At 65.6% G+C, this 20489-nt stretch carries 18 protein-coding genes and 1 tRNA gene; 5 read left to right on the plus strand and 14 right to left on the minus strand.

The window, feature by feature from the left end:
- Positions 1-7: 7 nt before the first annotated feature.
- Genes AC1Q7F_RS29585 through AC1Q7F_RS29595 form a run of 3 tightly spaced genes read right to left on the minus strand, consistent with a single transcriptional unit; the run spans position 8 to position 2164 of the window.
- Positions 8-688, minus strand: coding sequence for an ABC transporter ATP-binding protein (locus AC1Q7F_RS29585; protein WP_492512161.1), 681 nt, complete (start codon positions 686-688; stop codon positions 8-10).
- 46 nt (positions 689-734) lie between these two features.
- Positions 735-1997: an efflux RND transporter periplasmic adaptor subunit gene (locus tag AC1Q7F_RS29590; RefSeq protein WP_492512162.1), complete on the minus strand. Its 1263-nt coding sequence runs from the start codon at positions 1995-1997 to the stop codon at positions 735-737.
- A gap of 35 nt (positions 1998-2032) precedes the next feature.
- Complete coding sequence (locus tag AC1Q7F_RS29595) at positions 2033-2164, minus strand: hypothetical protein (protein WP_492512163.1); 132 nt, start codon at positions 2162-2164, stop codon at positions 2033-2035.
- A 299-nt stretch (positions 2165-2463) separates the two neighbouring features.
- Between AC1Q7F_RS29595 and AC1Q7F_RS29600 the strand changes: the two genes are divergently transcribed.
- Positions 2464-5001 (plus strand): flagellin N-terminal helical domain-containing protein, encoded by a 2538-nt coding sequence (locus AC1Q7F_RS29600; RefSeq protein WP_492512164.1) that lies wholly within the window; start codon positions 2464-2466, stop codon positions 4999-5001.
- Positions 5002-5036: 35 nt separating this feature from the next.
- On the opposite strand, the gene AC1Q7F_RS29605 is transcribed toward AC1Q7F_RS29600, so the two are convergent.
- The gene (locus tag AC1Q7F_RS29605) at positions 5037-5483 is read right to left on the minus strand and encodes a DUF2948 family protein (protein WP_492512165.1); all 447 of its coding nucleotides are present in this window, start codon (positions 5481-5483) and stop codon (positions 5037-5039) included.
- Positions 5484-5742: 259 nt separating this feature from the next.
- Between AC1Q7F_RS29605 and fsa the strand changes: the two genes are divergently transcribed.
- The 3 genes from fsa to AC1Q7F_RS29620 are packed head-to-tail and all read left to right on the plus strand — an operon-like array spanning position 5743 to position 8129.
- Positions 5743-6423 carry a fructose-6-phosphate aldolase gene (gene fsa / locus AC1Q7F_RS29610; RefSeq protein ID WP_492512166.1) on the plus strand — a complete coding sequence of 227 codons (681 nt, stop codon included), beginning with the start codon at positions 5743-5745 and terminating at the stop codon, positions 6421-6423.
- A gap of 39 nt (positions 6424-6462) precedes the next feature.
- A complete protein-coding gene (locus AC1Q7F_RS29615; RefSeq protein ID WP_492512167.1) occupies positions 6463-7188 on the plus strand; it encodes a DUF484 family protein in 726 nt (241 codons plus the stop codon).
- Positions 7182-8129 (plus strand): tyrosine recombinase XerC, encoded by a 948-nt coding sequence (locus AC1Q7F_RS29620; protein WP_492512168.1) that lies wholly within the window; start codon positions 7182-7184, stop codon positions 8127-8129. The genes AC1Q7F_RS29615 and AC1Q7F_RS29620 overlap by 7 nt, the downstream gene beginning before the upstream one ends.
- A 571-nt stretch (positions 8130-8700) precedes the next feature.
- On the opposite strand, the gene AC1Q7F_RS29625 is transcribed toward AC1Q7F_RS29620, so the two are convergent.
- Positions 8701-9393 (minus strand): aspartate/glutamate racemase family protein, encoded by a 693-nt coding sequence (locus AC1Q7F_RS29625; protein ID WP_492512169.1) that lies wholly within the window; start codon positions 9391-9393, stop codon positions 8701-8703.
- A gap of 89 nt (positions 9394-9482) precedes the next feature.
- Positions 9483-10022 carry a GNAT family N-acetyltransferase gene (locus tag AC1Q7F_RS29630; RefSeq protein WP_492512170.1) on the minus strand — a complete coding sequence of 180 codons (540 nt, stop codon included), beginning with the start codon at positions 10020-10022 and terminating at the stop codon, positions 9483-9485.
- Positions 10023-10146: 124 nt separating this feature from the next.
- On the opposite strand from AC1Q7F_RS29630, the gene AC1Q7F_RS29635 reads away from it, so the two are divergent.
- Complete coding sequence (locus AC1Q7F_RS29635; RefSeq protein WP_492512171.1) at positions 10147-11031, plus strand: TerB family tellurite resistance protein; 885 nt, start codon at positions 10147-10149, stop codon at positions 11029-11031.
- 49 nt (positions 11032-11080) lie between these two features.
- On the opposite strand, the gene AC1Q7F_RS29640 is transcribed toward AC1Q7F_RS29635, so the two are convergent.
- The 8 genes from AC1Q7F_RS29640 to AC1Q7F_RS29675 form a co-directional block, all read right to left on the minus strand.
- The gene (locus AC1Q7F_RS29640) at positions 11081-11971 is read right to left on the minus strand and encodes a tetratricopeptide repeat protein (protein WP_492512172.1); all 891 of its coding nucleotides are present in this window, start codon (positions 11969-11971) and stop codon (positions 11081-11083) included.
- A 502-nt stretch (positions 11972-12473) separates the two neighbouring features.
- Positions 12474-12893, minus strand: coding sequence for a hypothetical protein (locus AC1Q7F_RS29645; RefSeq protein WP_492512173.1), 420 nt, complete (start codon positions 12891-12893; stop codon positions 12474-12476).
- 11 nt (positions 12894-12904) lie between these two features.
- Entirely contained in the window at positions 12905-16036 is a 3132-nt protein-coding gene (locus tag AC1Q7F_RS29650) for an efflux RND transporter permease subunit (RefSeq protein WP_492512174.1), read from the minus strand.
- A 9-nt stretch (positions 16037-16045) separates the two neighbouring features.
- The gene (locus tag AC1Q7F_RS29655) at positions 16046-17689 is read right to left on the minus strand and encodes a hypothetical protein (protein WP_492512175.1); all 1644 of its coding nucleotides are present in this window, start codon (positions 17687-17689) and stop codon (positions 16046-16048) included.
- 71 nt (positions 17690-17760) lie between these two features.
- Positions 17761-18216 (minus strand): hypothetical protein, encoded by a 456-nt coding sequence (locus AC1Q7F_RS29660; RefSeq protein ID WP_492512176.1) that lies wholly within the window; start codon positions 18214-18216, stop codon positions 17761-17763.
- 183 nt (positions 18217-18399) lie between these two features.
- Positions 18400-18606 carry a hypothetical protein gene (locus AC1Q7F_RS29665; protein ID WP_492512177.1) on the minus strand — a complete coding sequence of 69 codons (207 nt, stop codon included), beginning with the start codon at positions 18604-18606 and terminating at the stop codon, positions 18400-18402.
- A gap of 151 nt (positions 18607-18757) precedes the next feature.
- Positions 18758-18833: transfer RNA gene (locus tag AC1Q7F_RS29670), tRNA-Glu, on the minus strand.
- Positions 18834-18928: 95 nt separating this feature from the next.
- Positions 18929-20455, minus strand: coding sequence for a hypothetical protein (locus AC1Q7F_RS29675; protein ID WP_492512178.1), 1527 nt, complete (start codon positions 20453-20455; stop codon positions 18929-18931).
- Positions 20456-20489: the final 34 nt, after the last annotated feature.

A 20489-nucleotide genomic window follows, 5' to 3' on the forward strand; every position in this document is an offset into this window, starting at 1 on the left:
CGGATCATCAGGCTGCGCGCAGGTTCTCGGCGACGACCTGTCCGTCGAACAGGTTGATGATACGCGTCGCATACTGGGCGTGCGGCATGGAGTGGGTGACCATGACGATGGTCGTGCCCTCGGCGTTCAGGTCGGTCAGCATGCGCATGACCTCGTCGCCATTGGCGCTGTCCAGGTTACCGGTCGGCTCGTCGGCCAGCAGCATCTTAGGCTTGGCGACGACGGCGCGGGCGATGGCCACACGCTGCTGCTGACCACCGGACAGTTGCTGCGGCAGGTGGCTTTCGCGGTGACCGATATTGACCTTCTCCAGCGCCGCCTTCACCCGCTCCTTGCGCTCACGCGCCGGGATATCGTGATAGAGCAGGGCCAGCTCGACATTCTCGAACACGGTCAGTTCGTCGATCAGGTTGAAGCTCTGGAAGATGAAGCCGATATTCTTCTTGCGGATGTCGGCCAGCTTGCGCTCGCCATATTTCGACACTTCCTCACCATTGAACCAGTACTGGCCGCCCGACGGCGTATCCAGCATGCCGACAATGTTCAACAGAGAGGACTTGCCACAGCCCGATGGGCCCATGATGGCGACGAACTCCCCGGTCCGGACATGGATGTTCACGGAATTCAGCGCCGTGGTTTCCACTTCCTCGGTACGGTAGGCCTTGACCAGATCAACCAGCTTCAACATCTCTCTCGTTCCTTCCAGCTGTAGCGTCTCGTGACGATTTATCGTTTCAGTTCAATTGGATGCGATCCATGCGGATCATGTCGCCATAGGCCGAGGTGACGACGCGCTCGCCCTTGTCCAGGCCGCTCTTGACCTCGATCACCTGGGCGTTGCGGCGGCCCAGCTGCACATTGCGCTTGGTGGCGTACTGGCCGTCGGCACCGACGACGAACAGCCAGGCCCCGCCCGTATCCTGATAGAAGGCGCCATTGGGGATCAGCAGCGCCGTCGTCGTATCGCCCAGCTTCAAACGCAGCTGCAGGCTCTGGCCGGGACGCATGTCCTTGGGCGTCTCGCTGGCAAATTCCAGTTCCACGCGGAACTGGCCGTCGCGGACCTGCGGGAAAATCTTGGCGACGCGCAGGATATGGGTGCCCGATCCGATGGCGACCTCCGCCGTCTGACCGGTGGTCAGGCGCGGCAGGTAGAATTCATCCACCTGGGCCACGACCTTGAACCCATCCATGCGGTCGATACGGCCCAGCCGCTCACCGCGCGTCTTGTTCTGGCCCACTTCGGCTTCCAAGGAGGTCAGCTGGCCATCGACGGGCGCCTTGACGATCAGATTGTCCAGGTTGCGGCGGGCGAATTCCAGATTCTCCTGCAGCTTGCCGGTGCTCTCCTTCAGCTTGCCGAACTGCTCACCACGCAGCCGGTCGGTGACGGTCTGCGTCTCCCGCAGCACTTCGCGGCGGCGCTGCAGATACTCGAATTCGTCCTGCGCCTCATCATATTGCGCCTGACTGATCGCCTTGCTCTTGATCAGCTCCGCCCGGCGGTCCAGCGTGCGCTTCAACTGCACCAGCTTGTACTCCACCTCCACCAGGCTCTGGCGGTTATTCAGGCGGGACACTTCCAGGTTCAGCTCCACGGTGCGAAGCTGGTTCAGCTGCTCGATCACCTGCGCCTCGCGGCTGATCACCTCCAACTGCAAATCGGTGTTGGTCAGTTCCAGCAGCGGCTGGCCCGCCTTCACGAACTGCCCGGCCTCGGCGAAGCGGCGCTCCACGCGCCCGCCCTCGACACTGTCCAGGAAGATGCTGGTCAACGGCTCGACAGAGCCGCGCACGGGAATGAAATCCTCGAACTGGCCCTGGTTGACGGTGGAAACGATCAGGCGGTCCTCCGCCACACGCACCGTCTGACCACCGGTACCGCCCAGCGCCAGATAAAGGCCGCCGGCACCCGCCAGCAGGGCCACGGCGGCGCCGGCGATGGCCTTCTTGTGCTTCTGCAAACCCGTCTTCTCGATCCGGCGATCCATCGCCATGATGCCACTCCCTACCCTGAAATCCGTCTTGTGCGTCAGGCCAGCCAGTTGAGGGCCAGGACCAGAACCAAGGCCCCCAGCCACAGGTCGGGATGCACGCTCAGCACCGCATCCTCCACCCGGTCCAGAAGCACCGCTTCGTCGCCCCTCATTTCCATCTGGTGCATGATCGTCCCCATCCCTTGCCACCGGCCCCGTCTCCGGCGTTCCGCACCGTGATTGGCAATCACTGTGCCAATATTCAAATCGTTGATTTTAAATGATAAGTTCACCGAGGCCGTTTGTCCGGAATCGAACAGTGTCCGTTTTCGGACAAGCGCTGAATTCAAAGACGGACACTGGACGTTCTCCGGCTTTTTAGGTAAATCTATATGGTTAAAGTTGGCAGGAAGAATTCCTGGGGCTTTGATGTCGGCTTCAGCGATGGCGCCGGCCCCGAAACGTCAGCCTAAAGGGCGGCACAGGCATGGTGGATATGTCGGTCAATTTACCGGCATCCCTGCGCAGCACCACGATGATGCTGCGAACCCTTACGGCTGACCAGAATTCGGCGCTGAAGCGGCTGGCCAGCGGCCAGAAGATCAATACCGCCATCGAAGGACCGCAGCAGTTTTTCCAGGCCCGCGACCTGAACCAGCGGGCAGGCGACCTGGACAAGCTGAAATCAGGGATCGCGCAGGCGATCTCCACCTTGCAGGCCGCCAGCAAGGGCGTTGATTCGGTGAAAGCAATGATGGATCAGGCCCGCGGCCTGACCTCTGTCGCCTTGTCGACGCTGGACAATACGCCCAATGCCATCGCCGCCCGCAAAAGCCTGGCCGATCAGTTCAACACCATTCTGGACAAGATCGACGATATCGTCGGCGACAGCTCTTATGGCGGCAAGAACCTGCTGCGCGCCCAGCCCGCGACATATTCCGCCACCCATGAAAGCCTGCGCGACGCGGCGGAAATCACCGGTGTCACCAAGGTTGAGATGACCAGCGTCATCGATGACAACAATTACGAGATCCAGGTGACGGGTGGCGGCGATATCACCGGCAACGCCACCGACATTGTGGAAACCCAGGATGCCATGGGCCTGGCGCAACTGACCGTGGGTGGCGTCAACAGCCTGACTGCCGGCCGCATGGACAATATCAAGTTCGAACTGCACGGCACGCCGGGCCGCGACGCGCGCCTGGTGGTGCTGGACGGGGACGAGAGCTGGACGACGAAGCTGACCCAGGAACAGCTGAAAGCCGCCGCCGACAGCGGCAACAAGATCCAGCTGACGCATGAGTTCGGGTCCGGCGCCCAGATCAACCTGCTGGTCGATGGCAACAGCATGCGCAACGCCCTGCAGCCGGCCGGGGTGGTGGAGGCCGAGGTCCGGCGCGACATCGACCTTTCCATCAGCGTCACCAATGACAAGGGCATCACCATCACCCGTGACGCCTCCACCCAGGATTCAGCCACCCGGCTGCGTGAGGGGGAGAATAGCTTCCGTTTCGACGAAGGCACGGTGCGCCTGACCATCGATCCGGCGCAGATCCAGGATGCCGCCGTCGTAACGGGCGGCATCTATGGCGATCTGGGCGTCCTGAAAGACGCGATCACCCGGGGCCCCGCAGTCACGCGCGACTTCGAAGACAATATCGTGCGGCTTGAGGTGGAGAAATACGGGTTCGGCGCCAATGCCGTGGCCTTGAACCAGTATGCAAGAACCGGACAAGGCGCCACCGAATGGTCCTACATCGATACGACGAGCGGAACCGCCATCATCGGCGGGAATGGGGCCCTGGTCAGTCAGGCCGCGGCCGGCATCCGGCCCGGCTCCCTGACGGGCGTCACCAGCAGCGCGACCTTCGTGGTCAACCGCGATCCCGGCCTGGGCGGCTTGACCACCGTGGCCGACGGCGACTGGGATGATGGGGAACTGACCAACCCCTATGTGCGCGGCTGGCAGCAAAGCGTGGAATTGAACGTGGTCTATGGCGCGACCGTCAACGGCAAGCGCACGGTCGCCGTCACTGACGGGCGGGGCGGCAGCTTCAATGGTACCGTTGAAGACAAGGGCAACGGTCAGCCCAGCGTCATCCGCTTGTCCGGCGGCGTCAATAACGGTGCCACGATCGGCCTGTTCCACAAGGACGCCTCTGCCGGTACCCGGACCATCGAGATCTATACCGGTCAGGATTCCTGGGTCACGGCCAGTGACGCCGACTCCATGGCACAGCTGAATTTCGATGACATTCCCGACTGGACCGGTTTCCGGATGGACACGGCCATCAATATCTCCGTGGGCGGACCCGACAGCGCCGGTGTCGGGTCCCGCAACCTGGTCATCACCCAGACGGCCATCGATACGGGCGCAACCGGGACCGAGATCATCCCGATCGGCAATGCGGGCTTTACCGATCTGATCCATACACTGACCACCGGCCCCAATGCCGGGGCCAGGATTCATTTCGACGTGCCGGCGACGGGCGCGGACCTGAACTACCGCGTCGCGGCCATGAGCACCACGCCGTTCCAGGCAACCACGCTGGTCGTGCGCAGCGCCGCAGATGGAGAGAATGCGACCATCTCCACCCGGCAGAACAGCGTGGCGACGCCGGAAAATGACCTGAGTGTCAATTTCAACGCCAATGGCAGCAGCAATCTGGAGATCAAGGCCGTTCGGGTCGATAGCGGCGCACTGGGCTTGGGTGTCGACCGGTCAGCCAATGACTGGCGCGACCGCAGCGACGTCTATGTCGCCATGCAGGACCTGACACGGGCCGATGCAAGATTGGAATCGGCCACGCGCAGCCTGCAGGTCAATATGGACATCCTGAGCGCGCGCGACAGTTTCTCATCGGAATTCTCCACGGTGCTGCGCAGCGGTGCGCGCAACCTGATCGCCACCGACGAACATGCCGAAAGCGCCCAGGTACTGACCGCCAATGTCCGCAGCCAGCTGGCCACCACGATGGTCAGCCTGATGGTCCAGCAGCAGCAGCGGATTCTGAGCCTCTTTTAAAGCGGTTTCCGGTCAGCCGAAAACAGGTCCCGGGATCACTCCAATTTATGCTCGGGCCGTCGGGCAGCAGGCCAGGCATCGCCACGGTCGGCAATGCGGCACTCGATCGCCTCTCCCTCCAGCTTTATGTCGGCTCCCCCGGACAGGCGCAGCAGCACAGCCCCTTCCGCCGCCTCCAGCGCCAGCAGCGACAGGAAACGACCGCGGCGGCGCAGGTCGATTCCGCGGCGGCGCACGGCGGTGACACCCGTGAAACGCACGACACACTGGATACGGGTTGCCCCCTCCCCGCCTTCATCCGGCGTGGGACCGCCATCGGGCGTTGGGCCTTCCCACTGGAATCGACTGGCCATCAGCACGAACAGATGATCGTCCGGCAGATAGGCGATGTCGGCGATGGGAATGATCGCGTCCTGCAACAGGGCGGAAACCACACAGAGATCATCCGCATCCACCGCCCGAAGTCTTATCGCCGTCGTCATTGCCGTCCTCCATTCCGCCCAGGCGCCAAATTAAGGGCACCAAGTACGCTTGCCAAGGGCAGGCCCTTGAAGCCGGGGTCGGGTTTTGTCAGAATCCCGCTCGCCGGCCACCCATGCACGCGGACGATATCGCCCGCGCTGGCGACGGGGGCGGGATGTTGGTAGTTTCCCGCCACGCCCGGGCGCCGTCCGGGCACCCGATCCCGGGTCCGGGTATCAGCCCGGACACACGACCCACCGCCCGTCAGGACCCGACCCTATGAAGTTCTTCGTCGACACCGCCGATCTCGCTGAAATCCGCGACCTGGCCGACACCGGCCTGCTGGACGGCGTGACCACCAACCCCTCCCTGGTCGCCAAGGCCGGCCGCAACTTCGTCGAGCTGATCGCAGAGATCTGCGACGTGGTCGAAGGCCCGGTCAGCGCCGAGGTGGCCGCCACCGATTTCGACACGATGCTGAAGGAAGGCCGCTACCTGGCCCAGATCGCGTCCAACGTCGCCGTCAAGGTGCCACTGACCCCGGCGGGCCTGAAGGTGTGCCGCACGCTGGCGAACGAGGGCACCATGGTCAACGTGACCCTGTGCTTCTCCGCCGCCCAGGCCATCCTGGCCGCCAAGGCCGGTGCCGCCTTCATCTCCCCCTTCGTCGGACGCCTGGATGATATCGGCCAGAACGGGCTGGGCCTGATCCAGGAGATCGTCGAGATCTATTCCAACTATTCCGCCTTCACGACGGAAGTGCTGGTCGCCTCGGTGCGCAACCCGATCCATGTGGTGGAATCGGCCCGCATGGGTGCGCATGTCGCCACCATGCCGCCCAATGTCATCCGTCAGCTGGCCGGCCATGTCCTGACCGACAAGGGCTTGGCGCAGTTCGTTTCCGATTGGGCCAAGACCGGCCAGACCATCCTGGACCAGCCGCTGCCCAAGCGCGGCTGATCCGTCACCCCGATAAGAACAATAAGGACAAGGCCGCCCATGAGCACCGGACCCGGACAGATCATCACCAACCCGATGGATGAGCTGACGGCCGATGACGTGGCGGCTTTTCTTCTGGACCATCCCGACTTCCTGGCGCGGCGGCCGGAGCTGCTGCGCCACCTGCTGTCGCCGGCAGCACCCGACCGGGGCCAGGGTATCGTCGATATCCGCGAACGCATCCTGGAAAAGCTGCGGGGTGAGGTTGGACGCCTGTCCGACCAGCAGCAGCTTCTGGTCGATACCACCCGCGCCAACATGATGAACCTGCGGCGCGTCCATGCCGCCGTTCTTCACCTGCTGTCCTGCCGGGGGCTGGAGGCCATGGTGCAGGCCATCACCGGTGATCTGGCCGTGCTGCTGGACCTGGACGCCGCCAGCCTGGTGGTGGAACAGCCGGCGGGGCCCATCGCCACGATCGGCCCCGCCGGGCTGGGCATGGCGCATCACGGCACCATCAACCGTATCCTGGGTCGCGCCGATGTGGCGCTGCAATCCGATATCCTGGGTTCCATTGAGGTTTGGAACCATCAGGCCGGGCTGATCCGCAGTCAGGCCCTGGTGCGCCTGCGCCTGGGTGAAGGGGGTGATGCCGGCCCCGCGCTGCTGGCCTTCGGGTCGGCCGATCCCGACATGTTCCATCCAGGACAGGCCACCGACCTGCTGCTGTTCCTGGCCGGCGTGGTGGAACGTGTCATCGCCGCGTACCTGGACCCGGCATGGTGACCGCCGGTCTGGGCTTTGCTGCACAGGCCGACCTCCTGGAGGCCATCGACAAATGGCAGCTCTGGCTGGCGACCGAGAAGGGCGCCGCCCCGGCCACCATCCGCGCCTATAACAATGATCTGGCCAGCTTCCTGGCCTTCATGGCGCAATACCGGGAGCGCAAACCGGGTCTGAACGACCTGGGGTCACTGTCATTGGCCGAACTGCGTGCCTGGCTGTCCGACCGCGCCATGGACGGGGCGGGCGCCGCCACCCGTGCCCGGTCCATTGCCGGGGTGCGCAACCTGTTCCGCTGGCTGGACCGCAACGGCATTGTCCACAATCCACATATCACTGTGCTGAAGGCCCCCAAGCTGAAGGCATCCTTGCCCCGTCCCCTGACGGCACCCGACGCGGCCATCCTGCTGGAGGAAGCAGCAAGCCTGCCCGAGGCACCCTGGGTGGGCCTGCGCGACCGGGCATTGTTCACCCTGCTCTATGGCTGCGGCCTGCGCATATCGGAGGCGCTGTACCTCAATCGCGACGATCTGCTCCCCGGATCGGGCAGCGTTCGCGTGCTGGGCAAAGGATCGAAGCAGCGGCAGGTGCCGGTATTGCCGGCTGTTCATGATGCCGTCGCCCGTTACCTGAAGGCTTGTCCCCTACCGACACCCGACGATGGCGCCCTGTTCCTGGGCAGCCGGGGCGAACGCTTGAACGCTTCGGTGGCGCGGCGGCAGATGCAGGCACTGCGCGGCCAATTGGGCCTGCCCGACAGCGCCACGCCGCATGCCCTGCGCCACAGCTTTGCCACCCACCTGCTGGGCAGCGGGGCCGACCTGCGTGCCATCCAGGATCTGCTGGGCCATGCCAGCCTGTCCACCACCCAGCGCTATACGGATGTGGACACCGAAAAGCTGTTGGCGGTCTACGATCAGGCCCATCCAAGGGCCCGCGGCTGATATCGTTGGCGCCGACAGTCTCCGGCAAAATCATCGCGCGATCTCTTGCACGAATATTTGTCCACCGTACGGATACATCGCGTCCGCTTTGCATAAACCCGCGCAAACAAGGCAATGAATAGCTCCAGCCATGCACATGATGCATGTCAAACCGGAAACGCTATTTCTCCCTCCCCATTCCGAGTTTTCGTGCCCCGGAAACGCGAATTAAATTAACTCATTGTAATAGAATGAATATTTCTCATATCTTTGATTGGAGGATGTCGGAACCTGTCAGTAGCTGGAGTTTTATGCCCAAAAATTAGCCAAATCCCGGAGTCCCGCAGGGCGCCACGCACGTACGCGGTTAGAGACCCATTAGCCACAGACTTATCCACAGATTCTGGGGAGATCATTGGGCGGGGAGTTGGACACGCAATCCCGCTTTAGGCACTGCGATACATCCTGTTCGGGCGCGTGCAACGCAAATGGTGCGAACGCCAATTTGTATTTATCCATAGATTTTGCGCAACCCACCATCGACCACCCTGTCGAACGCCTGCGTGTCGCAATCCGACCCGCCCGACACCGATTAGCGCACCATCGCCCAGTCGGCGATGGCCGATGCGTGCAGGCCCGTCGTGTCGAACAAGGGCAGGTCTGTGTCCTGGGGCCGGATCAGCAAGGTGATCTCCGTACAGCCCAGGATCACCGCTTCGGCACCCCGGTCCTTCAGGCCCCGGATGATGTCGGCATAGGTGGCGCGGCTGTCGTCACGCACCTGACCCAGGCACAGTTCTTCATAGATGATGCGGTGAACCTCTGCCCGATCCGCCGCCTCCGGCGTCATGACGGACAGGCCGGTGGCGGTCAGCCGGTCGCGGTAGAAGGCCTGTTCCATGGTGAAGCGGGTGGCCAGCAGGGCCACGCGCGACAGGCCGGCGGCGCGGACAGCCTGGGCCGTGGGATCAGCGATATGGATCAGGGGCAGCCCGGTGGCGTCCGCCACCGCGTCCGCCATCTTGTGCATGGTGTTGGTGGCGATGGCCAATGCCTGTGCACCCGCGGCCTTCAGGTCGCGGCCCGCCGCCGCCATCATGGCGCTCAGCCCGTCCCAATCCCCCGCCGCCTGCATCGCCGCCACCGGCGCGAAATCCACCGAATGGATCAGCAGTGGCGCCGATGACAGGCCGCCCCTTACCGCGCGCACCCGTTCATTGATCAGCCGGTAATAGAGCTGGGTCGATTCCCAGCTCATGCCGCCGATGATGCCGATACGCCGCATGATGGACCTGCCTGATGAAGGATAGGTCCCTCCCTTGGCTCAGGCGGGCCGTTGCGGCAACGGCGAACTTGTCCCCATCACAAAAGGCTTCACGCGGCGCGCGGCAGGGCCGATGGCTCCAGCATCATGGTCAGGGCCGTGCCGCCCCGGTCCATGGCTTCCAGCGCCAGGGAGAAGGCATCGGCCGGCGCAAGCTTGAAATCGCAATGCACCTCACCCCCGTCGAACCGGGTCAGAGCCTCCAGCCGGCCGGCGATGCGCAGCATGCGGTGATTGTCGCCCAGACAGTAAAGCTCGATACCACGCATGCCGCGGTTGCGGGCCATGGTGAAGGCACGGCGGACCAGCATGCCGCCCAAGCCCTGGTTCTGCCAGCCCGCCTCGATGGAGATGGCCAGTTCGGCCCGGCCGCCGCCGAAGCGCAGTTCCACGGCACCCCGCACCTCCCCCTCCACAATCGCGGTCAGGACGATGGCGCGGCCCCAGTCGATGCGGTCCACATGCCCGCGCACCGCCGCATCGCACAAACCGCCCATGAAGCGGGAACGACGGTCAGACACCGACAGGCGCAGAAGATGGGCGGCGTACCGGCCGGCTTCGGACGGCAGCAGGGGACGGAACACGGTCATCACAACAACCTCGGTGAAACCAAAGGACACAGGCATCCCCTTCGGTGTCCCCTCCCCCGAGGCATTCCCGTCCTTGCGCGGGATCGTTTTTGTGCACTGCAATATAGAACGGGAAGCCCGACCTGTGAAGCTTTGGGCAGCCATGCTGAAATCGCTGTTCACACGAAATGGCTACCATCATCGTTGCATCGCCCCCGCCGCCCGCTATCCTGCGCTGGTCGAAGCGGACAGGCGGACGATCATGAGCATCTGGGGCAAGGTCATCGGTGGGGCAGCGGGTTTTGCCATTGGCGGGCCGCTGGGGGCATTGGCGGGTGCCCTGGCCGGGCATGCCGTCGATGAATATCGCGCCGCCGAGCAGATGCCGCGCGGCACGGACGGGCAAGGCCGCCCCGACCAGACACAGACCATTGCCTTCACCGTGGGCGTCATCGCGCTGTCGGCCAAGATGGCCAAGGCCGACGGCGTCGTGCACAGGGTGGAGATTGACGCCTTCAAGCGCATCTTCCATGTGCCCGATCATGAACTGAGCAATGTCGGCCGCCTGTTCGACGCCGCCAAGCGCGACAGCGCCGGGTTCGAGGCCTATGCCAAGCAGCTGGCCCAGATGTTCCACGACCGGCCAGAGGTGCTGGAGGAATTGCTGGCCGGCCTGTTCCATATCGCCGTGGCCGACGACATCGTGCATCTGGCCGAACTGGCCTTCCTGCGCCGGGTAGCGGAAATTTTCGGCTTCCCGCCTGACGAGTTCGAGCAGGTCTGGCGCCAGCACGGCACGCGGATCGAGGGCGGCAGTGAGCCCGATGACGATCCCCACGCCATCCTGGGCGTGCCGCGCGATGCCGATTTCACCACCGTGAAGGCCGCCTATCGAAGGCTGGTGCGCGAAAACCATCCCGACGCGCTGATCGCCAAGGGCCTGCCGCAGGAATTCATCGACTTGGCGCAGGAAAAGATGGCGGCCCTGAACACCGCCTATGAGCGGATCGAGCGGCAGCAGAAGAAATGAAAAAGGCCGCCATCCTCACCGGATGGCGGCCTTTCTTGGGATCAGGCGATCAGCCCTCGGCGGGGGTTTCCGCCGCCGGCGCGACGGCCGGGGCCGTCTGCCGGGCGATCTCGTCCAGGCGTGCATAGAGCTGCGGGACGATGGGGCTGTCCGGGTGGGTCTGGCGATAGATGTCGGCGGCAGCCTGCGCCTTGGCGAGGTCGTAACCGGCCATGGTGACGATCAGGCCGGCCAGTTGCACATGCGCGACCTGGACCTGCGGGGCGATGCGGGTGGCGGCCAGATAGGCCTCCACGGCGGTGTCATGATTGCCCGCCTCCTCATGCACGCGGCCCAGCGCATAGACGGCTTCCGGCATGTTGGGCCGGCGGGCCAGGCAGCCGTGGAAGGCGGCGGCGGCATCGGCCATCTGGCCCAGGCGGAACAGGGCGTTACCCAGGTTGAACAGCGGCTCGATGGCGTTGGGATCGGCCTGGACTGCGCGCTGCCAGCATTCGGCGGCCAGCGGGATTTCGCCCGTCTGCTCACGCACCAGGGCCAGCCCGGCCCAGGCGTCACGGAAATTCGGGTCCAGCTCCACCGCACGGGTCAGGCTCTCGATCGCCTCGTCCAGCTTGCCCTGCTGGGCCAGCGCCATGCCCAGATTGTGATGCGGCGGCGGATGGTCGGGCTTCAGCGCGCGGGCCTTCTTCAGGGCGGAAATGGCGTCGTCGATCTTGCCCAGCCCCTGCAGGGTGGCGCCCAGGTTGGACCAAGCCACACGCACATCCGGGTGCTCGGCATAGACCTTGGTGATCTTGCGCAGCGTATCGGCCGCTTCCTTCAGCCGACCCTGGCGATGCAGCTCCGTCGCCGCCCGCATGTCGGACGGGAAGCTGTTATACATCGCGTCCGACTTGGTCAGGTCGGAAAGCTGACGACGGCGATCTTGGCGATTCATTAAAACTACCCGGATGCTTGGTGGAACTCCCTGTCGGCCTTGATAGCAAGCCGGCAGGCAAAACGGAACCGGGGAAGCGCCCCCGGCCAGCGGTTTTTCCACATAATACGCGTTCCCGGTGATCGTAACCGATCACCGGGCCTCAGGCGCCGGCGCCCACATCCGTGGGCTTGGCTTGCGCCGCACGTGCGGCGCGGCGGCAGTCGCCGCCGTATCAAATCCCAATATTGGGATTTGATATAAAACAGGGCCGGTCCCGTAAGGGAACCGGCCCTGCCTTCCATGATTGCGCATGGACGATCCGCTTTGGCGGTGGAACCGCCCGCGGACGCTTTCCGATCAGCCGGAGATGCCCCGAATGCCGGAGAGATCCGCGCGGGTCCGCAAAGTGGAACGAGACATCGGATCACCTCCTTTCAGTCAGTTGCGACGACAAGGAGAAGGATGGCGATGATCGCGCCTCCCGTCAAGAGGGATTCATCCGATGTCGGAAGTGTTTTCCTCAATGCTCGTGACCGTCATGCCCCGCTGCATCGTCCGCCGGCTTCCACTGATACCGGGCCGGCAGCGCGCCCTTGCCGGCCAGCGTCACAATGGTGGTGATGCGGGTGCCGGCGGGGACCGCGCGGTCGAGCTTGCCGGACAGGCTGTTGGGACCGGCCGGCGCCAAGGCCACCTGCACCGGTGCGCCGTCCAGCAGCAGGGTGACGGTGCCGGTCGCCCCCGCCGTCTCCACGGGCTTGTCCTCCATGGTATTGAGATAGACGGTCACGCCGCCATCCTTGATCACCAGTTCCTGGTGCAGGGGGCCGGCATGGACCTGCATGCCGCCATGCACGCCCACCGGCGGGGCATGGCCGAAGGCGGCGATGGGGGTCAGCGTCAGCAGGGCGGCCAGCGCCAGGGTGGAAATGGACTTCATGATGCATCTCCTCAGAAAGCCTCGGCCGTGTGGCCGGTGGTGGATGGGGTGGAGGGGGTGAGCAGCCGTGCGACGGACGGGCCGCCGAAACGGGCGAACAAAAGTGGCGTCAGCACCGTGTCCAGGATGGTGGCGCTGATCAGGCCGCCGAAGATGGTGACGGCGACGGGATGCAGAATCTCCTTGCCCGGCGCATCGGCCCCTACCAGCAGGGGTACCAGCGCCAGACCGGCGGACAGGGCCGTCATCAGCACGGGCACCAGCCGTTCCCGGCTGCCGCGCCGGATCATGGCGGGGCCGAACACCTCCCCCTCGATCCGGCAGAGATTGATGTAATGGCTGATCTTCAGGATGCCGTTGCGGGTGGCGATGCCGGCCAGCGTGATGAAGCCCACCATGCTGGCCACCGATAGCGGCAGCCCCGCCAGCCACAGGCCGGCGACGGAGCCGACCAGGGCCATGGGCACCGTGCCCATGATGATCAGCACCGGTATGGCGGACCGGTAACGGCTGTACAGCACCAGGAAGATCAGGGCGAAGGACACGGCCGACAGGGCCGCGATGGTGCGGGCCGCCTGTTCCTGCGCCTGGAAGGTGCCTTCCAGGCTGGCATGGGTGCCGGGCGGCATCGGCGTGGCGTCCAGCACGGCGCGGATATCGGCCACGATGGCCGCCATGTCACGCTGGCCATCGCCATTGCCCAGGATGGCCAGCCGGCGGCGGCCATTCTCGCGCAGCACCTCGTTCGGCCCGTCGCCCTCCCCCACCTCGGCAAGGTTGGAAAGCGGCACCGGACCCAGCGGCGTGTCGATCAGCACCCGGCCCAGCATGGCCGGGTCGCGGTCGCTGTCCAGCAGACGCAGCACCAGGTCGTGGCGGCGGTCACCATCGATGATCTCCGTCACCACTTCCCCGTTGCTGAGCGTCTGCAAGGCTTCCAGCACGGTGGCGGGCGCGATAGCGTGGGCGCGGGCCTTGTCGGCATCCACCTCCACCCGCAGCTGCGGGATCAGCACCTGCTTTTCGATCTGGAGGTCGACCAGCCCCTCGATGCCCGACAGTTTCTGCTGCAACCCGCCGGCCAGTGCGCGCAGCGACACCATGTCGTCGCCATAGAGCTTGACCGCCAGCTGTGCCCGCACGCCCGACAGCATATGGTCCAGGCGGTGGGAGATGGGCTGACCCAGATTGACGCTGGCCGGCAGGACCGACAGGCGGGCCCGCAAATCGGCCAGGATTTGCGCCTTCGACCGGTCTGACGGCTTCAGATGGGCTTCCATTTCGGACATGTGGACGCCCATGGCATGTTCGTCCAGTTCGGCCCGGCCGGTGCGCCGGGCGATGCTGGTCACCTCCGGCACCTGACGCGCCAGGCTTTCCGCCATGCGCCCCAGGGCGGCGGACTGGTCCAGCGAGATGCCGGGGTTCAGCGCCAGAGTGATGGTCGCCGTGCCCTCGTTGAAGTCGGGCAGGAAGGCGCGCGGCAGGAAGGGCACGGCCACCAGGGCCGCCAGCACGGCACCCGCCACCGACGCGATAACGGCGGTGCGGTGCGCAAAGGCCCAGTCCAGCAGCCGGTCATTGCCGGATTTCAGCCGGCGGACCAGGCCATTGTCATGATCCGCCGTCGAGGCCAGCCGGGGCAGCAGGTAATAGCAGAGCACCGGCGTGACCGTGACCGCCGTTGCCAGACTGGCCAGGATGGAGACGATATAGGCCACGCCCAGCGGCGCGAACAGCCGCCCTTCGATCCCCGACAGGGCGAACAGCGGCACGAACACCAGCACGATGATGGCTGTGGCATAGACGATACCCGACCGCACCTCCGTGCTGGCGGACAGCACGATGGACAGGGTAGGCAGCGGGGCCGGCCGGGCGGCATTCTCCCGCAGGCGGCGGAAGATATTCTCCACATCCACCACGGCGTCATCCACCAGCTCGCCGATGGCGATAGCCAGGCCGCCCAGGGTCATGGTGTTGATGGTCAGGCCCAGGGCCTTGAACACCAGCACCGTGACCAGTAGCGAGATGGGGATGGCCGTCAGGCTGATGATGGTGGTGCGGACATTGCCCAGGAACAGGAACAGGATGACAGCCACCACCAATCCCGCCTCCACCAGCACGCGTTCGACATTATCGACGCTGTTCTGGATGAAGTCGGCCTGGCGGAACACCACCTGAGGGGCTGCCACACCCTCCGGCAGGCCGACGGACAGTTCGCTGAGCGCCTGTTCCACGGCCCGCGTCACCGTCAGCGTGTCGGCGTCGGGCTGCTTTTGCACCGACACCAGCACGGCCATGGCGGCATCCAGCCCGGCATCGCCGCGACGCGGGCGGGCGGCGTGATCCACCAGCGCCACATCGGCCAGGGTGACGATAGCGCCATCGCGGGCGGCGACGGGCAGCTTGCGCAGATCGTCCAGCCGGCTGGTGCGGCCGATGCCACGCACCAGCAACTCCTCCCCCCGCCGGTCGACGATGCCGCCACCGACATTGCCGCCATAATTGGCCAGCGCCGTCCGCACCTCTTCCAGCGTCACGCCCAGCAGCGCCATGCGGCCGGTATCGGGGGCGACGCGGAACTGCCGCACCTCCCCCCCCATGGGGATGACCTGGGACACGCCGGGGATGGACAGCAGGCGGGGACGCAAGGTCCAGTCGCCCAGGTCGCGCAGGCGCATCGGGTCAATGCTGGCGCCGGGTGCGGGGGTCAGGGCCACCAGCATGATCTCCCCCATGATGGAGGAGATGGGGCCCATCTGCGGAATGGCGCCGGGCGGCAGTTGCCCGGTCAGCAGCGACAGCCGTTCCGTCACCTGCTGGCGGTTGCGATAAATCTCCGTGCCCCAGCCGAATTCCACCGTCACCACCGACAGGCCAGCGGAGGAGGTGGAGCGCACCCGCTCCACGCCCGGCATGCCGTTCATGGCGGTTTCGATGGGGAAGCTGACCAGCCTTTCCACCTCTTCCGGCGCCATGCCGGGGCTTTCGGTCATCAGCGTGATGGTGGGGCGGTTCAGATCGGGGAACACGTCCACCGACAGATGCCCCAGGGTGAAGGCGCCATACAGCGTCAGCAGCAGCGAGGCCACCAGCACCATCAGGCGGTTGCGCAGTGCCGTGGAGACGATGGTGTTGAACATGCCCGCCCCCTATCGGATCTGGGCCAGCAGGGAGGCCCCCTGCACGACGATGCGCGACCCCGCCTCCGCGCCCGCCAGCAGGCGGATGCTGCCGACGCCCGCCGGCTCCACCCGCACCGTGCGTGGCACGAAGCGCTGGGCGCCCTCATGCACCAGCACGGCCGGCAGGCCGTCGGCCCCCCGCACCAGTGCGTCGCGGGGCAGCAGCAGCCCCTCCACCGCCGCACCGGCCGGCACGGACAGGGTCAGCAGGGTGCCCAATGCCGGCACGTGATCGCCGAAGGCGCCCGGTTCGGGGCGCAGCAGTAGGCGGGTGGCGCCCGGTGCCGTCCCCACCCCGCGGCCCACCAGGGACAGCGGGATGGCCCTACCATGCAGGTTGGCGGTCACCTTGGCGCCCACGGGCGGCGGTTCGCCAAAGCCCAGCGCCTCCACCAACACCGTTCCCGGTTCCGCGATCTCGAACACCAGGGTAACGTCGCGATCCTCGATCATCAGGCCGGCAACGGCGTTGCTGGTGACGATGACGCCATCGATCGGGGCGGTCAGGGGCGCACGCTTGGCAATGGCGCGGGACAGCGCCTCGCGCTGGCGGGTCACGCCGTCCAGCGTGGCGCGGGCATCATCGATCTCCGCTTGGGCGACGGCGCCCTTCAGGTTGGACAGGCGGTTCCATTGCTGCTGGGCCAGGCGGATATCCTTGTCCAGGCCGGCCAACTGTTCGTTGATGCCGCTGCCATCCTCCGCCCGCAGCACCAGTTCGACATAGGCCAGGACATCGCCCGCCCTCACCCGCGTGCCGGGCAGCGGAAAACCACCCTCGGGCGGCATCAGGCGGCCGGATTGGGGGGCCTGCACGCGGCCCGACCGGTTTGGATCGGCGATGACCCGGCCCGTCAGGTCGGCCATGGGCGTCACGCTGCCGGGCGCCAGGGCCGCCGTGCGGATGGTCAGCAGGCGCTGCGTCGCCTTGGGCACGAACAGGCTGCCATCGGGCAGGCGCTTGGGATTGTTGCCGGCCACCGGCTCCGGGGCCGGCGTGCCATGATCGTGCCCTTCATGCGCCGGGGCCTGGGTCGCGGGCACAGCCGCCAGGAAAGCCAGCAGCAGCACGGCCAGACCCGCGCGGCGCGACCGCCAAGCCAGCAGCGCCGCCCCCAGGACCAGCCCGGCCAGGAAGGTGCTGGCCGCCAGGGCCAGGGGGGCACCACCGGAAGATACTGCAACCGCAGCGGCGGCGGCCGGCACGGTCAGCGTGCCCACCAGCAAGTCGGCCACACCGTCACCCGTGACGGTCAGGGTCAGGGCATGATCGCCCGGCATGGCCCAGGGTGCGGCGGCGCGATAGGTGCCGTCGGCGGCCGGGGTCGCCGTGACCGGCTTGCCGCCATCGACGGACAGGGTCACCACGGCCTTGGTCACGGGGCTGTTGTCGGACAGGCGGTCGATATAGAGGGTCAGGTCGGCGCCCTGCAGCAGGGCGACAAGCTGCACATCGCCGCCATCGGCCTCCAGGGTCGGGACGGCGGTGGGCGACGGGGCCAAGGCGGCGGGGTCGGGGGTGCCGTGATCATGCCCCTCATGGCTGGCGGCCGGCAGGGCCGGGGCCAGGAACAGAATCGCCGCCAGAGACAGGCGCGACAGGATTTTCATGGGTAGATTCCATCTGACGAAGCAGCAGAGGCACCGGCGGCCAGGGGCACGCGGGCGCTAGATCGGCCGTGTCAGATGGAAAGCGGTGGGCGCGGATCGGGCGGTGTGGTCAGGCCGGCCGGATCGATGGCGCGGCCCGGCACCAGCAACGCTGCCGGTACGGGACGCACCGTCGCCACCGCGTCGGACAGGCCCGTATGCATATGCGCGGCACAGGTGAGCGCGCATCCACAGGCACACGCATCCTTGCAGCAATCGTCGCCCGTCCCACCGCCATCATGGCCATGATGGGCATGGCGGTCGCCATTATCCGTGGGCGCGGACGCCTGCTGATGGCAATCGACGGCAGCGGCGACCAGAACGGCCGGGGCCGCTTCGGCATGCTGATAGGCGGTCGCAACCGGCGGCACCGGATGGTGCGCATGCGCGTCATGGGCCGATGCCGTGCCGAAGCCGAACAGGGCCAGGACCAGCGCAATGGCGCCCGCCTTCAGCAAACCTGTCCAGATTGACCTGATGCGCGACATCATAGCCCCGTATGGTGCGATGGTGGCAAAGATGGGCGCAACCGGCGGCAGACGCAAGATGCAATCGCCGGCCATAACGGCGCTTTATGCCGCCATTCCTCAATGGCCGTCGCCGCCCAAAGAAAAGGGGCGGGCACTGCCATCGCGATGCCCGCCCCTTTTTCGGTACAAGCTGCCCGCCGTTCAGCGGCGGGGCGGCTTGCTGGCGCCTTCGGCGATTTCGGCCTTCAGGGCGCGGATGCGCTCCGCCATGGTTTCCTTCAGGCCCGGCGTCGGCTTGGGGCCCAGGGCGGCATAGGCCGCTTCCAGCTGCAACAGGGCGCGACGCTTTTCGTCGTCGTTGCGCTTCAGGGGCCGGTTGTCGCTGCGCTGTCCATCCATCGAACGCATGATCAATCCCTTGAGTTGAGAAAAGAACGCAATGTCGGCAACGAAAAAGCCCCGGCCTTTCGGCGCGGGGCTTTTTCCGTATCCGCCAAATGGTGCTCAAGTCATCCATCCGGCACCGCCACCGGAACCCAAGAATTCATCTCTTGGAAGGTGGCGTCCCCAACGGGATTCGAACCCGTGTTACCAACGTGAAAGGCTGGTGTCCTAGGCCTCTAGACGATGGGGACGTCGTCGGTGGGCGGTTAATTAGCCGGACCAGCCGGGCCGTTCAAGCACTTTTTTTGACGAAACTGCATAACGCCCATGCCACCCGGAACCGCGATCAATTCTTGTAGCGATCAAGCGTGCGTTCGACACGATATTCCAGGTCACGGATGATGTTCAGCGACGGCAGGCCCTTCAGCACCTTCTGCACGCTGCGCAGATGGGCCAGCGCCACCCCATGCTTGGGCCGGGCGCGCAGATATTCGACGCGGAAATTGATCCCGATCTCCAGCCTCTGTTCCAGGTCCGCTTCCTTGGACCGCATCTGCCGGTCCTGGCCTTCCTGCTCCATCAGCTTCTTCACGGCCGTGAACAGCACGGTGGCGGCCTGGGCGATGCCATCCTCCTCCTCCGTGGAGATATGGGCCATGTCGGGTTCCAGCCGGACCTCCGATCCCTTCTTCTCCTGCAACTGCTTCACGGGCAGGACCAGGGCAATGTCCTGCAGCGCCGCCAGCAGGAACCCGTCGACCGCCTGCATGACGCGGGTGCGCGCCTCTGTCAGCAGTTTCTGCCATTCGGGATTGGGTTCGACATGAACCTCCTCCGACAGACCCTTGATCATCAGTTGCGCGTCCGACACCAGCCGGGCGCAGGTCAGCAACCAGACCCGCCGCGCCATGACCGGCCCACCTGCCGCCCGCCCGATCTCCGACAGGGTGCGGGTCAGGTCGGAGAACAGGCGCGCGGGGATCAGCTTGGCCGGATGGTTGCCCGATACATGGCTCATGTCCTGCGACAGCATGCGGACCAGGCGCAGGGCCTGGAACGGCTGCACCAGCATGGTCATCAACCCGAAGAAGAAATATTCGACCAGATCGGAACCGCGATCATGGACGTTCAGATACGCCGTGCGCGCCGCCACCACGGCGTTGGGCGTGAAGTCTTGAATGCGGCCGCCACCTTGGACCCCCGCCACGCGGCGCACACGATCCAGCGCCGGGGTTAACTGGGCATGCAAGGTCAGCAGCAGCCCGATCTCCTTCATATCCTCCAGCGCGCGGTCGCCGCCCAGGATGGAGGACAGTTCACCGCGACGGCCATAGGATTTCTGCGCCTCATCCAGCAGGATGTTGGTGGCCTGGGCCGCCGCCCACACGCCCTGGTCGGCGATGGCGGGCAGGTCGGTCCAGCGCTGTTCGCGCACGGCTTTGCCATAGTCCGCCTCCAGTGCTGCCAGCGGCCCGCGATGGGGGGAGCCCATCAGCACCCGCCACCAGGGGTTCAATACCTGCCGGGCCAGAGATGCCTTACGCTTTTCTTCATGCATGTCACCGTCATAGAGGAAGATTTCCACAGCCACGCAGACGGAACGCTGGAAGGTGGGCACACGGTTGGGGCGCAGGTTGCGCAGCCGCGGGCGCAGCGTTTCCAGAATCTGTTCGTCGGTGGGGTCGCGGCGTTCAGCGGCCCGCGCCAGTTCCACGGCGCGGGCAACGCGCAGCAGCGACCCTTCGTCCAATTGTTCGAAATGCGCCTGCAGTTTGGAGACGGCGGAGGTCGGTTCGGACGGCGTCACCGCCGTGTCCTTGGCCTTCCCCGCTTCCGGCCTTTCGGCCGGTGACCCCGCCGCGCGCACATTCATGACACTGATCGCCCCGCACAAAACCAACGCGACC

The organism is Niveispirillum sp. GW835-FHT14G11, assembly GCF_058793615.1.